We start from the raw sequence: 14,896 nt of genomic DNA on the forward strand, positions 1-14,896 counted from the left end.
GATATATGGGCTGGTCGGAGTGAGAGGATTCGAACCTCCGGCCCCTGCGTCCCGAACACAGTGCTCTACCAGGCTGAGCTACACTCCGGCCGACGGCGCATCCTGTAACGAAAAACACCTATCTTTGCAAGAGGTTAAACATTAAGCAAAGCGTTTTAATATGAAAGTTCGGGGACGATCTGCCGCTATCATTGCGGCAGATCGTCCCCGTCTTTTTTGCGTTTTAGAGAGCTGATTCCAGTTCAGGCAGAACGGTAAACAGATCTGCAACAAGGCCATAATCAGCAACACGGAAAATAGGGGCTTCCGGGTCTAAGTTAATAGCAACGATGACGCGGCTATCTTTCATCCCAGCAAGATGCTGGATGGCGCCTGATAGGCCGACAGCAATGTACAACTCAGGCGCAACAATTTTGCCTGTTTGACCCACTTGCATTTCATTCGGGGCAAAGCCTGAATCAACGGCTGCACGTGATGCGCCAATGGCCGCGCCGAGTTTATCGGCAATGGGTTCGAGAAGCTTAAAGTTTTCAGCGTCCTTCAACCCCTTACCGCCAGAGATGACAACGCGGGCTGATTCCAGCTCGGGGCGCTCTGACGTGGAGAGGTTAACGGACAGAAGTTCAGCCGCATTTACCTGTGAGGCTGCGTTGAAGGCGACTGCTTCGACGGTGGCTGCCCCACCTTCGCTGGCGACGGGATCAAAATTGGCGCCGCGAATGGTGATGACTTTGATGCTGTCAGATGAACGCACGGTTGCCAGTGCGTTGCCTGCATAGATCGGGCGGATAAAAGTGTCTGCGTCATTGATGGCAATGACGTCAGGAATAGGTTGTACATCCAGAAGGCCTGCGAGGCGTGGGAGGATGTTTTTACCGGTTGCTGTCGCGGCACCAATGATGTGCGTGTAGCCTGAAGCAATGTCGGCCAGTAACGCTGCGGCAGGTTCAGCCAATGCGTCAGAGAGGGCCTCAGCGTGCAGAACGCGTGTGACACCTGGAAGGCGTGCAGCCGCTTCAGCGCCATGGCCTAGTACGAGGACATCTACGGTGCCGAATGCACCGGCGGCCGCAACGGCAGAACGCGATGCCTGACGGACTGCGCCGTTTTCGATTTCCAGAAGAACGAGCGCTGTCATCAGATCACCTTTGCTTCTGTCTTGAGCTTTTCGACCAGTTCAGCGACGCTGTTGAGCATGACGCCGGCTTGGCGTTCTGCGGGTTCAGCGACGGAGATGGTGGTAAGCCGTGAGGCTGTATCTACGTTAAGGCTGCTTAATTCCAAAGTTTCGAGAGGCTTCTTACGCGCCTTCATGATGTTGGGCAGCGACGCATAGCGCGGCTCATTGAGGCGTAGATCTGCGGTGATGATTGCCGGTAGGGGGACGCCGTAGGTTGCGGAGCCACCGTCGATTTCACGGGTAACTTCTGCACGTTCGCCGTTGATTGTGACCTTGCTGGCGAAGGTGGCTTGTGGCCAACCGAGCTTAGCTGCCAAGATTTGGCCGGTCGCGTTCATGTCATCATCAATGGCTTGTTTGCCCATGCTGACGATGCCAGGGTTCTCGCGCTCGATGATCGCTTTAAGCGCATTCGCGACAGCGCGTGGCTCAAGCGTTTCATCGGTTTTAACGAGGATGGCGCGGTCTGCTCCCATGGCCATAGCTGTGCGCAGCACGTCTTGCGCCGCTTGAGCACCGATGGTGACGACCACAACTTCCTTAGCCGCTCCGCTTTCGCGCAGACGGATCCCTTCTTCGACGGCAATTTCGTCAAAAGGGTTCATTGACATTTTAACGCCCTGCGTATCGACGCCGCTACCATCCGCAGAAACACGGACTTTCACGTTATAATCGACCACGCGCTTGATCGGCACGAGTACTTTCATTGTCCAATCCGCCACATTCTAACTTCACAAAGCGGAGACAAGGTAGCTGAATTGGGCGGGGAAGTCACATCCCCTTCACATATTTACATGCCGACGGGGTAGTTCGGGCCGCCACTACCTTCAGGAGTGCACCATTCGATGTTCTGTGTGGGGTCTTTAATGTCGCAGGTTTTGCAATGTACGCAGTTTTGCGCGTTGATCCGTAGATCCCACTCGGTGGCGCTTTTTTGCTCTTGTTCGTAAACGCCGGCGGGGCAGTAGCGGCTTTCAGGTGAGTCATACAGCGTATGATTTACGGGGAGCCACTTGGCGGGATCGCGTAATTTTAGATGGATGGGTTGGTTTTCTTCGTGGTTGGTACCGCTTAGGAAAACGGAGCTGACCCGATCGAACGTGACTTTATGATCGGGTTTTGGGTATGCGATGGGCGCTGTTTTGGCCGCAGGGCGCAGGGTTTCATGGTCTGCATGGGGGTGATGCAGGGTCCAGGGTGCGCGGCCACGCAGCAGCATGCTGTCGATCCCGGCATAGAGTGCGCCGAGTTTTGCGCCCCATTTAGCAAAAGCTGGGCGGATGTTACGGACGCCGTGAAGCTCGGTCCAGAGCCATGAGTTACGCAGGCGCTCTTCAAGGCCAAGGGCTTGGGGCTCGTTCTTGTTGAGGGCGTCTGCAACGGCTTCCGCCGCCAGCATGCCGGATTTCATGGCGGTATGTGTGCCTTTGATTTTGGGCACGTTCACGAAGCCAGCAGAATCCCCCGCCAGAACGCCGCCGGGGAAGGTGAGGCGTGGGAGAGATTGTACGCCACCTTCAGACAAAGCACGAGCGCCGTAGATGATGCGCTTTCCGCCTTCAAAATGGGGGCGGAAGGCGGGGTGGTTTTTGGTGCGTTGCATTTCCTCAAAGGGAGAAAGATGCGGGTTTTTGTAATCTAGTCCGGTGACAAAGCCATAGCTGACGAGGTTTTTGCCGAAATGATACAGCCATGCGCCGCCATAGGTGCTGTCATCAAGGGGCCAGCCGAAACTATGCTGCACAAAACCGGGGCGGTGATTTTCTTCGGGGATTTCCCAGACTTCTTTGATGCCGAGGCCATAAGTTTGGGGTTCGACGCCGTCGCGCAAGTTGAAATGCTTCATGGCGTGAGCAGAGAGGGAACCGCGTGCGCCTTCGGTCAAAATGGTTTGGCGTGCACGAAGGATCATACCGGGAGTGAAGTTTGGTCCGTGTGTTCCGTCGCGCTCGATGCCCATATCACCTGTGACGATGCCGGTGACGCGGCCATCTTCGATATGCAACTGGGCACCTGAGAAGCCTGGATAGATTTCGACTCCCAAGGCTTCAGCCTGCTCACCTAACCAGCGGCAGACTTCTCCTAAAGAGACGACAAAATTCCCGTGATTAGTCATGTGTGGCATGACTAGGTTAAGGCCGGGAATAGGAAAAGCGCGTTTTTCAGTAAGGAAGAGCACTTGCTCTTCTGAGACTTCGGTGCGCAGAGGAGCATCCGTCTGGCGCCAGTCTGGCAGAAGTTCTTCGAGGGCGCGTGGTTCAATAACGGCGCCAGAGACGATATGAGCGCCGATTTCACTTCCTTTCTCGATCAAGCAGACGTTGAGGTCAGGTGAGATCTGTTTGAGACGGATTGCGGCGGATAGTCCGGCGGGGCCGCCTCCAACAACTACGACGTCAAACTCCATTTCGTCGCGTTCGATCTCTGTCATGTTCTTAGACCCCTGCTTGAATCGGGAAAGTGGAAAACGGGCTAACGCGCAGGTGCGTTAGCCGCGTCGTGTAAATGTCCAATAGAATGGTTGGCGGCCCTCGCGAAATGCTTTGCTTTCATAGCGGGTAGGCGACCAGCCTTCGGGACGTTCAGTGGCGTAAGGTGGTGCATCAAACAGGTCTTGTTTGTGCATGACCTCTTCAACCCATTCTTGATAGACGGGGTGGTCACTGGCGACGCGCCAAACAGCGCCCGGTTTTAGCGCGCGGGCTAAGAGGGCGATGTTTTCTGGATGGACAAAGCGGCGCTTGGCGTGGCGTGCTTTTGGCCATGGGTCCGGGAACATCAGATAGGCGCGGTCCAAGCTGTTTTCAGGCAGGCTTTTGAGAAGAAGGCGTGCATCTTCCGCCCAAAGACGTAAATTCTTTGGTGGTGTTGCTGTGTCTTCTTCGCCTTCTGGTACCAGACGAGACAAGAGCGAGCACAAGCCGTTCTCAAACACTTCCGAGGCGATATAGCCGACGTTTGGGTTGAGACGGTGCTGGTCGAACGCGTGTTCGCCGCCGCCGAAGCCAATTTCAAGAAAGACACCAGAAAGGTCGTCTCCAAAATCAGAGGCTGGGTTTTCTGGTGTTTTCAGGGAGAGCCGTGGCAGCGACACTTCGAGCAGTCGCTGCTGACGGGCCCGGAGCGGGTGGCCACGTTGGCGGCCGTAAAGGCGCTCCGGTTGAGATTTAAGAGACGTAGTCAGGGGGAATTACCGATTGAAAGCGTTGCGCAGTGCGTCGACGAGATCAGCCTGTTCCCACGTGAAGTTGTCCAAAGCTGCGTCAGGCGTGCGGCCGAAGTGACCGTAAGCTGATGTCGGCGTGTAGATTGGACGGTTCAAGCGCAGGTGCTTGCGGATGCCGCGTGGTGACAGGTCAACCAGCTCATTGAGGATGGCGCCGAGGCGTGCTTCGTCAATGTCTTTGCCGGTATTGTCCAGATCAACATACACGGAGAGCGGCTTGGAGACGCCAATTGCGTAGCTGAGCTGGATGGTGCAACGGTCTGCGAGTTCAGCGGCAACGACGTTCTTCGCGAGGTAACGCGCAGCGTAAGCGGCAGAACGGTCAACCTTCGTTGGGTCCTTACCGGAGAACGCGCCACCACCATGAGGAGCTGCACCGCCATAGGTGTCTACGATGATTTTACGGCCGGTCAGACCTGCGTCACCATCAGGGCCGCCGATGACGAAGTTGCCTGTTGGGTTTACGTAGAATTCGTCTTCTGGGCACATCCAGCCTTCTGGCAGAACGTCGCGCACGACATCACGCAGTGTTTCGCGGATGGTGTGTTGGCTCATGCCTTCAACGTGCTGGGTGGAGATCACGACAGACGTTGCGCCGACGGGCTTGCCGTCAACATAGCGTAGTGTGACTTGGCTTTTTGCGTCTGGCAGGAGGCCTACGCCACGTGCGTCACCATTTTTACGGTAATCACGGACGCGCTCGAGGATGTTCTGTGCATAGAACAGTGGAGCTGGCATAAGTTGCTCTGTTTCGCGTGTTGCAAAACCGAACATGATGCCTTGGTCACCAGCACCTTCATCTTTATTGTCTGCGCTATCAACGCCTTGAGCAATGTCAGCGGATTGAGCGTGCAGGTAAGACGTGATGTCTGCGTGCTTCCAAGAGAAGCCTTCTTGATCGTAGCCAATATCTTTGATGGCTTCGCGTGCGCGATCGATCAGCGTGTCCTCGACAGATTTCGGGCCGCGTACTTCACCAGCCAGCATGACGCGGTTGGTTGTGACCATGGTTTCGCAGGCAACGCGTGCTTCTGGATCTGCTTCAAGGTAAGCATCCAGAACGGTGTCCGAGATACGGTCAGCAACCTTATCAGGATGACCTTCGGAAACGGACTCAGATGTGAAGAGAAAATCGCCGTAATTGCGCACTCAGGGACCTCGCAGGGAATGAGTGGTGAAAAGGACCGCACCAGCTATTCCGGCTTTGGAGAAAGCAGGGATTTACGGTAACGGTATTTCGGAGTGGGACCACTTGACGGAATTGTCTTGCTAGGTCAAGGGAAATGTTAAGTTTTGGCGACGTTATTTGGAATGATGTCGTAAGGAGGCACGGCTTTTGAAAAGGCTGTGCCTCAACATCTGATTACCTCGTCGTTCTAAGCGTATCAGCCATGTTGTAGAGGCCGGGCTGTTGATGAGCTAGCCACCGTGCAGCGTGTACAGCACCGCGTGCGAAGACGCGTCGGTCTAGGGCTCGGTGAGAGAGGGTGATTTCTTCATCAGCGGCGAGGAGCATAAGGTCATGTGCGCCGACGACTTGCCCACCACGTAGTGATGCAAAGCCAATAGCACCATCAGGACGTAAGCCGTTTTGGTCTGTGCGTGCGACGTCTTTGAGTGTGACGCCGCGCCCTTGGGCTACAGCATCGCCGATGGCCAGCGCTGTGCCGGATGGTGCATCGAGTTTTTGTCGATGATGTGTCTCGACAATTTCGGCATCATAGTCAGGGAGAGCAGCGCCGATTTGACGTGCTAAATCTAAGAAAATTGTGAGTGCGGGTGAGAAATTCGCAGCTTGTAGCACTGGAATATGGTGGCTGGCATCAATGACGGCTTTTTGGGCGGCATCATCTAGCCCTGTTGTACCAAGTACCCATGCGCAATGATGGCGGCTGAAGCTTTCGGCATGACGTAGGATTGTAGCAGCATTGCTGACATCGATGATCACGTTCGAACGTTGAGCGAGTTCATCTGGGGATGATGTAATGTGCTCTTCAGGGATGGGGTGGCGTGAAATGCCGCCAGAAAGTGCCGTTCCTGCTTCTTGAGCACAGAGGGAGCCGAGGCGGCCAGTGATGCCTGCGATGCCGATGCGTAGATCTGTCATGTGGTTAATTTGAGCGGAAAACACTTGAGGAAAGCAAGAGGGAACACTGTGGGATGAGTGTTTCTTGAATTAGGCTCTTGCCAAAATTGTACAAGCGTCTCTTATCATAGGTTCGGTAAAAATCGAACTTATGGATTAAGACTATGACCAAGCTTCTGCATATCGATTCCAGCATTCTGGGTGATCATTCTGCGGGCCGTGCTTTGGCGGCTGAAGTGATCGCGCACTTTAAAGCGAAAGAGGCTGCGCTTGAAGTAACCTATCGTGATGTTGTGGCACAGCCATTGCCGCACCTTGATTTTGAGTTATTTTCTCAGCAAGGCAAAGATATTCCCGCAGATGCGCCTCGTCGTGAAGACCATCTGGAATCTGCTCAGGTTCTGGCGGAGTTTGAGGCAGCAGATATTATTGTGGTTGCGTCGCCGCTGTATAATTTCGGGGTTCCATCTCAGCTAAAGGCTTGGATTGATCGTTTTATGGTGGCTGGCCGGACATTCCGTTATGTGCCGACGGGGATTGAAGGTTTGGTTGGTCAGAAGAAGATTGTTTTGGTGGGGACACGTGGTGGTATTTATGAAGCCGGCACCCCTGCGGCGGCATTTGAGCATGACGTCTCTTATCTGAAGGCTGTTTTTGCATCTTTGGGCCAGCAAGATGTCACCGCGATTATCGCTGAGGGTTTATCGCTGAGGGTTTATCGCGCAATGGTGGTGCGAACCGTGAGGCGATCTTGGCCGCAGCAAAAGAAAAGATTGCAGCGCTTTAATCTTTCTTTTTTCGTGAAGACTATCGGGGTTTTTGTGCCCCGATGGTTGTCCGTTACGCTGGTTTCTGCGAACAGAAGGCAACGAGTGTATTTTATAAAGCCGTAGCCTGTGCTGCGCTGACGTAACGGGAGTATAGAATGGGTTTCAATTGCGGCATTGTTGGCCTACCGAATGTTGGTAAGTCCACGTTGTTTAATGCTCTGACCGAGACGGCAGCAGCGCAAGCGGCGAATTACCCATTTTGTACGATTGAGCCAAATACGGGCCGTGTGGCAGTGCCGGATAAGCGTTTGGATGTGCTGACGCAAATTGGTGGGTCCCAACGTTCTATTCCGACCAGCCTTGAGTTTGTTGATATTGCTGGGCTGGTGCGTGGTGCATCACGTGGGGAAGGGCTGGGCAACCAGTTTTTGGCGAATATCCGTGAGACAGATGCTATTATCCATGTGTTGCGTTGTTTTGAAGATGACGACATCACGCATGTTGAAGGTGGCGTAGACCCCGTTCGTGATGCGGATATTATTGAAACAGAATTGATGCTGGCAGATCTGGAGAGCTTGGAAAAGCGCCAGACAAATCTGCAAAAGCGTGCACGCGGTAATGACCGTGAAGCGCAGGCTCAACTGGAATTGATGGAGCCGCTGATTGCGGCGCTGCGTGATGGTCGCCCGGCACGTACGGCTGTGCCAGAAGGGCAAGAGAAAGAAGCAGCACGGCTTCAACTGTTGACGACGAAGCCAGTTCTTTACGTTTGTAACGTTGAAGAATCGTCTGCTTCTGAGGGTAATGAACATTCTGAATCTGTACGCAAGCGTGCGGAAGCAGAAGGTGCCGCGATTGTGATCGTGTCTGCGGCGATTGAAGCAGAGGTCAGCCAGTTACCGCAGGAAGATCGTGGTGATTTCCTTGAAGGTTTAGGCTTGAATGATAGTGGCTTGGATCGTGTCATTGCTGCGGGTTATCAGCTTTTAGGTTTGAAAACGTACTTCACGGTTGGCCCGAAAGAAGCGCGTGCATGGACGATTACCGAAGGGACGCGTGCACCTCAGGCCGCTGCAGTCATTCATAATGACTTTGAGCGTGGCTTTATTGCTTGTGAAACTGTTGCATACGATGATTACGTGACGTTCAAGGGTGAAGCTGGCGCCAAGGAAAACGGCAAGCTTCGCATTGAAGGTAAGGACTATATTGTGGAGGATGGTGATGTCTTGCTGTTCCGCTTCAATGTCTGACGCTGGGGATGATGCTTCTGTTGTTGTACAGGAGCTAACGACTCGGGCCCGTCGTGCGGCGCGTGCTTTGGCGCGAACGGATACTGAAACTCGGAATCGGGCGTTGAAAGCGGCGGCGCGGGCTTTGCGTACACGTTCGGCCGAGATTGTTAGTGCGAATCAGCGTGATCTGGATGGGTTAAGTGTTGAACGGAATGCTGCATTTCGTGATCGTTTGACGCTTACGCCTGATCGTGTTGAGGCGATGGCTGTGGGGTTAGAACAGGTTGCGGCGTTGCCGGACCCTGTGGGGCGTGTTCTGCATGAGTGGACGCAGCCTAATGGCTTGAACATGCGGCGTGTGGCGGCTCCGATTGGGGTGATCGGCATGATTTACGAAAGTCGCCCTAATGTTGGGGCAGATGCCGCAGCCTTATGTATTAAATCGGGTAATGCTGTGGTGCTGCGCGGGGGCGGTGAAAGTCTGCACTCTGCGCGGGCCATTCAAGCCGCCGTTGAAGCGGGGTTGCAAGAGGCAGGGCTTGATCCGGCGTGTGTGCAGATTATGCCCAGTGCTGACCGTGCATTGGTTGGGGCGTTATTGCAGGCTTCAGGCGGGGTGGATTTGATTATCCCTCGTGGTGGTAAGTCTCTGGTCGAGCGTGTGCAGCGCGAGGCACGTGTGCCTGTGCTCGCTCATGCAGAGGGGCTGTGTCACACCTATATTCATGCGAGTGCGGATGTTCCAATGGCGCGTAAGGTGCTGTTGGATGCAAAATTGCGGCGCACGGGTATTTGTGGCGCTACGGAAACGGTCTTGGTGGATGCTGCGATTGCGCCGCAGATTCTGCCGCTTTTAGTGGATGATTTATCGGCTAAGGGTTGTACGTTCCGGGCAGATGCGCGGGCTCGGGCTATTGTGCCGAGCTTGCCGGAAGCGACACCTGACGATTTCCATACAGAATGGCTGGATGCTGTTTTGTCCATCGCTGTTGTGGATGGTGTGGAAGAGGCGCTGGATCATATTGCGCGTTATGGTAGTAGCCATACGGAAGCGATTATTGCTGAAGACCCTGATGTGGCGGCTGTCTTCCTGAATGGGACAGAGAGTGCTGTGGTGATGTGGAATGCGTCAACGCAGTTCTGTGATGGTGGTGAATTTGGCTTTGGGGCTGAAATTGGCATTGCCACCGGGCGTATGCATGCGCGTGGCCCTGTCGGCCTCGAGCAACTGACGTGTTACCGTTACGAGGTGCGTGGCACCGGACAGGTGCGCGGCTGATTAGGCTTCCGAAATACGGTGATGGTCGCCGGGTAAAAGTGGGTCTTTTGGGGGGCTCCTTTAACCCGGCGCATTATGGTCATATTGAAGTCGCGAAATGCGCGCTGGTAACATTGGGGCTGGATGAAGTCTGGCTGATGGTGTCACCGGGGAATCCGTTGAAGTCCCGTGACGGAATGGCGTCTTTTTCTGCGCGTTTGGCCTCTGCACGGCGTTTGGCGGATGGACGGCGGATTCGCGTGACGGATATCGAGTCCCGCTTAGGGCAGCGTTATACGTATCGGACCGTCGTGGAGTTGCAGCGTCGGTTTCCTCATATTTCGTTCGTGTGGGTTATGGGGGCAGATGGGCTGGCACAATTTCACCGTTGGCGAGATTGGCGGCGTTTAGCGCAGCGGATTCCGATAGCGGTTGTGCCGCGCCCTGGAAGTTTTGCTTCAGCATTGCATGGGCCGGCTGCCTCTGTTTTGAGGCGTGCACGAAAGCCAGTACGACAAGCAAAATTACTATCTCGGCCCAATGCGTGCGGTTGGTCGTTCCTTTCTGCGCCGCAGAACGATATATCAGCTACAGCATTGCGTGAATCTGGACAGGTCTGTCTGGATCCGGACGAGGAGTAAAAGTTATTACAACGCCATCAGAACACGACACCGACCTGAACGGAGCTACCCCAGAGAAGGCTTCTTCAGCACGTAAAAAAGCGGTTGCTGCGGGGCCGCAAAAAGATGTTCAGCGTGTTGAGGCTGTTGAGCCAGATACGCTAACGAAGATGCTTGAGGTGATTATCGGCAGCCTTGAAGATGATAAAGCTGAAGATATTGTCACGATTGATTTGACCGGCCGCGCAAACTTTGCGGACCGTATGGTCATTGCAACGGGCTTTGTTGACCGTCAGATCGCGTCAATGGCGCATCATATTGATAAAAAGCTGGCTGAAATCGGCTTTAAGCGCGTTTTGGTTGAAGGCGCGAATGGCAGTGACTGGGTGCTTTTGGATGCTGGTTACGTCGTCGTTCATCTCTTCAAGCCAGAAAGCCGTGAGATGTATGGTCTTGAGAAAATGTGGGGCGCTGACCTTGATGCCGTTGAGGCAGAATTGCCTGTAGGAAAGGACAGCGAGGCTTCTTAAAATGAAGCTGGTTGCTGTTGGCCGATTAAAGGCTGGGCCGGAGTTGACGCTTTTTGAGCGTTATGCGGCTCGGTTGCGCCCTGCGATGAGTGTGCACGAAGTGCCTGCTGCGCGGGGATCTGTTGTAGAACAAAAGCGTAGAGAAGCTGCTGCGCTTTTGTCGGCTTGTCCGGATAACGCATTTGTTGTGGTGTTGGATGAGGGGGGGCGTGTGTATGACAGCCCTTCCTTTTCCCGTGCGATGACGAATTGGCAGGGAACAGGCCGACCAATTCATTTTTTGATTGGTGGCGCTGAAGGACTGGAGCGTAGCGTGTTAGAGCGCGCTGATGCTGTTATGTCTTTTGGTTCGATGACGTGGCCGCATATGTTGGTGCGGATTATGTTGGCGGAACAAGTGTTCCGCGCTCAAGCGATTGCGACCAATCACCCTTACCATAAAAATAGCCGTCCCGATTAATCGAGACGGCTTCGCTTTGTGCGTATTGAACGCAGATATTTTTAGCGGATCGAGCGGTTAGGCGCGTCGGCATCGATGGAATCACTCGGTGCTGATGCGACTTCTGTGCTGTGCGGCAGATGTGTTTCACGCGCCAGAGCAGGAACTTGATCCGGTGCTTGGTGCGGGTAGATGAAGCCGTAAGTTGGGTAAATGCTGCCGAGGCGGTCTTTATTGCCATTCAGAGCAACGCGCACAGCGCTCCAGTCATTGCGCGGCGAAACATCTACAACGCGTACATGACGGGCAATACCGTTTGCTGCCCAGTGAGATTGGTCAATGAAAATTGTGCGGCTGTTTGCAATTTCGCGCACAACAGCGACGTGCCCGAGTGGCATGCGGCGGATGCCACGGAAATTGAGGACGGAACCAGAGGATGGAGCATGGCCGCGTTCATAACGTCCTGCGGCGTTGTACCACCAATCCCGAGCATTACCGTGAAGTTTTACTTCAGATGCTGTTTTTGCAAAGGCGACGCACTGTAAAACATGGCTGCCACCACGGTGGTGCGCAAATGCAATGCGCGTGCCATGGGTATGATGGTGTGCGGCCGCACGGTGATGATGCGAGGTACGCGCCATCGCTTGTCCTGAGAGTGCTGCGAAAGCAGCAAACACGAATGCAGAGAGCAAGGTCTTGGGGCGGCGTAGCATCGTCGTCACGGATTCGTCGTCCTGATGGTAGCGTGTGGTGTTTAGGTGACAGGCAGGTAACAATCTGCTTGCAACTCTGGCAAGAGAATAATGCAAGGCAGAACGCTAAATTTTTCTTGTTTAAAAAAAATGTTTCAATTTGGCGTTCGTGCCTTGTTTTCACCTTATTTGTAGGGGTGAAAATTTTTTATTTTGTGGTCACCAACATCACTTCAACGAGCATGCGGGGGTCTGCGAGGATCGCTTGAACGCAGGCGCGTGCTGGAGCGAGGCCTTCTGGAAGCCAAGCGGACCATAATTCGTTGAATGCGGCGCGGTCATTAATGTCTTTAAGCCAAATTTGCGCTTGTAGTAGGCGGGTATTGTCGGTGCCATGCTCTTCTAGCAGGGCGTCGATTTGTTCGAAAATGTCTTTTGTCTGTCCAGCAACATCAAGGGAGAGATCACGTGCGACAACGCCCTGTGTGAAGATGAAGCCATGATATTCAACGGCTTTAGACATCACGGGGTTTGGTTCTGTACGCAGGATGCGGCTCATAGCGCGGCTCCAGAAAAAGAGAAGAAGACGATGTACAATGAGGCTGTGGGCCTGACCGGTCAATCATACTTTATGCTATAAGGGTAGTCAGTCATGATCATGTGTGGGGCGCGGCCTTGTATGTGCTGTCTCTCATTGGTTCGGAAGGGAGCCTGAGTATGGGCCACTTAAAATGCCGGCGGGTTCCTGTGACGCCATTGCGTCAGAACTGCATGGTTGTTTCAAATGAGACAGAGCGTGCTGTTGTGATTGATCCCGGTGGGGATGTGGCGGATATCCTCGTCGCTTTGGGAGATGTGCAGGTAGAGGCCATTTTATTGACGCATGGGCATTTGGATCATGCGGGTGGTGCGGATGAATTGCGGGCAGTTTTATCGGAGAAGCAGGGAGCGCGGGTGCCTGTATTAGGGCCGGATAGGCGGGATGCTTTTTTGCTAGAGAGTATTTGTGATCAGGCGGCGGCTTTTGGTTTGCCGGGTATGCGTAATGTTGTGCCGGATCAGTTTTTAGAGCATGGCGCACAACTCTCTTTGTTGGGGAGCAGCTTTGACGTACGGCATGTGCCGGGTCATACGCCGGGACATGTTGTGTTCGTGAACGAAGAGCAAGGCTGCTCTTTTGTTGGTGATACGTTGTTCCGTCAGACGGTTGGGCGTACGGATTTTGCTTACGGTGATTCAGAGGGGCTTATAAACGCCATTCGCTCTGAACTGCTATCGTTACCGGGTGAGATGATCGTTTATTGTGGGCATGGTATGCCGACCACGATCGAGGAAGAGCGAAAGAATAATCCTTTCTTTCAATAATATGTTGGATTTACGGGGGCTTTAAGAATGGCATTGTTAGTGCGTTTAGCGGCGGCAGCATGTTTTGCTGCGGGGGTGTTGTCTATTGGGACGGGAATGGCAGAAGAGCCGATTACACGGGCGCAGCCTAAACTGCCGGTGCAGAATTTGACGATTACGTCTCAGGATGGGCAAGCGCATCTTTTCCATGTGGAAATGGCGTTTACACCGCGCCAACAAGAAATTGGTGAGATGTTCCGTACGCATTTGCCAGAGAGTGAAGGGATGTTGTTCGTCTGGCCGACCCCACAGAATTCTGACATGTGGATGCGCAATACGTTGGTGCCTTTGGATATCGTGTTTATCGATCAAACACATCATATTCATGCGATTGCAGAAGATGCTGTCCCTTTGAGTGAAGCTATTTTGAGCAGCCAAGGTGCCGTGGCAAGCACGCTGGAACTGGCCGGTGGTGTAACGGCTAAGATGAATATACGCGTCGGTGACCTTGTGAGTGGTCCTGCGATAGAGGCTAAATCCCACCCGTGAAGGTTCTTGTAACAGGTGTAGCGGGCTTTATTGGCTCTCACGTTGCTAAAGCGCTGCTGGATCGTGGCGATGAGGTTGTGGGTGTTGATAGTTTGAATGCGTATTACGCCCCCGCTCTAAAGCAGGGGCGTCTGGCATGGCTGACAGAGCGCGCGGGCTTTCTTTTTGTACAGGCCGATATCGCTCATCGTGAGGCGATGGACGCAGTGGTGAAGAATCACCCTGATATTAGCCATGTAGTGCATTTAGCTGCGCAAGCTGGCGTGCGTTATTCTTTGGTTGATCCATATTCCTATGTTCATTCGAATATTATGGGGCATGTGGTTCTGTTGGAAGCGTGCCGTCAGCTGGATGGGTTGGAGCATTTTGTTTATGCGTCATCCTCATCTGTTTATGGACGCAATCGTTCCTTGCCCTTTGCTGAAACGGATGCCGTGGATGCGCCGGGATCTTTATATGCTGTTACAAAGCGGAGCGGTGAGTTAACGGCATCAGCTTATGCTTTTTTGCATGGCATACCGCAAACGGGGCTAAGGTTCTTTACGGTTTATGGTCCGTGGGGGCGACCCGATATGGCATATTATGGGTTTGCCGATGCGATTATGAGTGGAAAGCCTGTTACATTATATGAAGGGCAGGATCTGTCGCGAGACTTCACCTATATAGATGATATTGTTGAAGGTGTTCTGGTGATTATGGGATATCCGCCAGTTGCCGGTGATGCACGGATTTTAAACTTGGGTGGTGATCGCCCACAAAAAGTTACGCGTTTGATTGAGTTGTTAGAGCGGCATCTCGGTCGTAAGGCGGTGATTGAACGTTTGCCTCGGCCTTCGGCGGATATGGAAAAGACCTGGGCTTCATTGAGGGACGTGCAGGAGTTATGTGGTTGGGAGCCTAAGGTTTCGTTGGAGCAAGGGGTTGAGGCTTTTGCAGATTGGTACCGTGAATATGAAAAGTGATTTTTTCA

General features: G+C 53.5%; 17 protein-coding genes and 1 tRNA gene. 9 read left to right on the forward strand and 9 right to left on the reverse strand.

Annotated features, from left to right (window positions below; genetic code table 11):
* Positions 1 to 11: 11 nt before the first annotated feature.
* The 7 genes from NTH01S_RS06980 to dapB all read right to left on the reverse strand — a co-directional run bounded on the left by NTH01S_RS06980 (position 12) and on the right by dapB (position 6,513).
* Positions 12 to 88 (reverse strand) — tRNA-Pro (locus NTH01S_RS06980).
* A 135-nt stretch (positions 89 to 223) separates the two neighbouring features.
* Positions 224 to 1,138, reverse strand: coding sequence for an FAD-binding protein (locus NTH01S_RS06985; RefSeq protein WP_068171556.1), 915 nt, complete (start codon positions 1,136 to 1,138; stop codon positions 224 to 226).
* The gene (locus tag NTH01S_RS06990; protein ID WP_068171559.1) at positions 1,138 to 1,887 is read right to left on the reverse strand and encodes an electron transfer flavoprotein subunit beta/FixA family protein; all 750 of its coding nucleotides are present in this window, start codon (positions 1,885 to 1,887) and stop codon (positions 1,138 to 1,140) included. Before NTH01S_RS06990 ends, NTH01S_RS06985 begins: the two co-directional genes overlap by 1 nt.
* An 83-nt stretch (positions 1,888 to 1,970) precedes the next feature.
* A complete protein-coding gene (locus NTH01S_RS06995; protein ID WP_068171561.1) occupies positions 1,971 to 3,611 on the reverse strand; it encodes an electron transfer flavoprotein-ubiquinone oxidoreductase in 1,641 nt (546 codons plus the stop codon).
* 57 nt (positions 3,612 to 3,668) lie between these two features.
* The gene (gene trmB, locus NTH01S_RS07000) at positions 3,669 to 4,364 is read right to left on the reverse strand and encodes a tRNA (guanine(46)-N(7))-methyltransferase TrmB (protein WP_068171564.1); all 696 of its coding nucleotides are present in this window, start codon (positions 4,362 to 4,364) and stop codon (positions 3,669 to 3,671) included.
* 6 nt (positions 4,365 to 4,370) lie between these two features.
* Positions 4,371 to 5,555 carry a methionine adenosyltransferase gene (gene metK / locus NTH01S_RS07005; protein WP_068171567.1) on the reverse strand — a complete coding sequence of 395 codons (1,185 nt, stop codon included), beginning with the start codon at positions 5,553 to 5,555 and terminating at the stop codon, positions 4,371 to 4,373.
* A gap of 214 nt (positions 5,556 to 5,769) precedes the next feature.
* Complete coding sequence (gene dapB / locus NTH01S_RS07010) at positions 5,770 to 6,513, reverse strand: 4-hydroxy-tetrahydrodipicolinate reductase (RefSeq protein WP_068171570.1); 744 nt, start codon at positions 6,511 to 6,513, stop codon at positions 5,770 to 5,772.
* 143 nt (positions 6,514 to 6,656) lie between these two features.
* Between dapB and NTH01S_RS07015 the strand changes: the two genes are divergently transcribed.
* The 6 genes from NTH01S_RS07015 to NTH01S_RS07040 are packed head-to-tail and all read left to right on the forward strand — an operon-like array spanning position 6,657 to position 11,362.
* Positions 6,657 to 7,385 carry an FMN-dependent NADH-azoreductase gene (locus tag NTH01S_RS07015; protein WP_245642255.1) on the forward strand — a complete coding sequence of 243 codons (729 nt, stop codon included), beginning with the start codon at positions 6,657 to 6,659 and terminating at the stop codon, positions 7,383 to 7,385.
* 32 nt (positions 7,386 to 7,417) lie between these two features.
* On the forward strand, positions 7,418 to 8,512 hold the full coding sequence (gene ychF, locus NTH01S_RS07020) for a redox-regulated ATPase YchF (RefSeq protein WP_068171571.1): 1,095 nt from the start codon (positions 7,418 to 7,420) through the stop codon (positions 8,510 to 8,512).
* Positions 8,505 to 9,773, forward strand: a complete 1,269-nt coding sequence (locus tag NTH01S_RS07025) for a glutamate-5-semialdehyde dehydrogenase (RefSeq protein WP_370664310.1) — start codon at positions 8,505 to 8,507, stop codon at positions 9,771 to 9,773. The genes ychF and NTH01S_RS07025 overlap by 8 nt, the downstream gene beginning before the upstream one ends.
* Positions 9,770 to 10,393 (forward strand): nicotinate-nucleotide adenylyltransferase, encoded by a 624-nt coding sequence (locus tag NTH01S_RS07030; protein WP_370664311.1) that lies wholly within the window; start codon positions 9,770 to 9,772, stop codon positions 10,391 to 10,393. Before NTH01S_RS07025 ends, NTH01S_RS07030 begins: the two co-directional genes overlap by 4 nt.
* A gap of 35 nt (positions 10,394 to 10,428) precedes the next feature.
* A complete protein-coding gene (gene rsfS, locus NTH01S_RS07035) occupies positions 10,429 to 10,902 on the forward strand; it encodes a ribosome silencing factor (RefSeq protein WP_068171574.1) in 474 nt (157 codons plus the stop codon).
* Position 10,903: 1 nt separating this feature from the next.
* Complete coding sequence (locus NTH01S_RS07040; protein ID WP_068171578.1) at positions 10,904 to 11,362, forward strand: 23S rRNA (pseudouridine(1915)-N(3))-methyltransferase RlmH; 459 nt, start codon at positions 10,904 to 10,906, stop codon at positions 11,360 to 11,362.
* 41 nt (positions 11,363 to 11,403) lie between these two features.
* Here the strand turns inward: NTH01S_RS07040 and NTH01S_RS07045 are convergent, their stop codons facing one another.
* Positions 11,404 to 12,054, reverse strand: coding sequence for a CHAP domain-containing protein (locus NTH01S_RS07045; protein ID WP_068171580.1), 651 nt, complete (start codon positions 12,052 to 12,054; stop codon positions 11,404 to 11,406).
* 187 nt (positions 12,055 to 12,241) lie between these two features.
* The gene (locus tag NTH01S_RS07050; RefSeq protein WP_068171613.1) at positions 12,242 to 12,592 is read right to left on the reverse strand and encodes a RidA family protein; all 351 of its coding nucleotides are present in this window, start codon (positions 12,590 to 12,592) and stop codon (positions 12,242 to 12,244) included.
* 158 nt (positions 12,593 to 12,750) lie between these two features.
* Between NTH01S_RS07050 and NTH01S_RS07055 the strand changes: the two genes are divergently transcribed.
* The 3 genes from NTH01S_RS07055 to NTH01S_RS07065 are packed head-to-tail and all read left to right on the forward strand — an operon-like array spanning position 12,751 to position 14,888.
* Positions 12,751 to 13,398 (forward strand): MBL fold metallo-hydrolase, encoded by a 648-nt coding sequence (locus tag NTH01S_RS07055; protein WP_068171616.1) that lies wholly within the window; start codon positions 12,751 to 12,753, stop codon positions 13,396 to 13,398.
* Positions 13,399 to 13,425: 27 nt separating this feature from the next.
* Entirely contained in the window at positions 13,426 to 13,926 is a 501-nt protein-coding gene (locus NTH01S_RS07060) for a DUF192 domain-containing protein (protein WP_174523610.1), read from the forward strand.
* On the forward strand, positions 13,923 to 14,888 hold the full coding sequence (locus NTH01S_RS07065; protein WP_068171582.1) for an SDR family NAD(P)-dependent oxidoreductase: 966 nt from the start codon (positions 13,923 to 13,925) through the stop codon (positions 14,886 to 14,888). Before NTH01S_RS07060 ends, NTH01S_RS07065 begins: the two co-directional genes overlap by 4 nt.
* Positions 14,889 to 14,896: the final 8 nt, after the last annotated feature.

Origin of the sequence: Neokomagataea thailandica NBRC 106555, from assembly GCF_001598495.1 — a bacterium.
Classification (GTDB): Bacteria; Pseudomonadota; Alphaproteobacteria; order Acetobacterales; family Acetobacteraceae; genus Gluconobacter; species Gluconobacter thailandicus_A.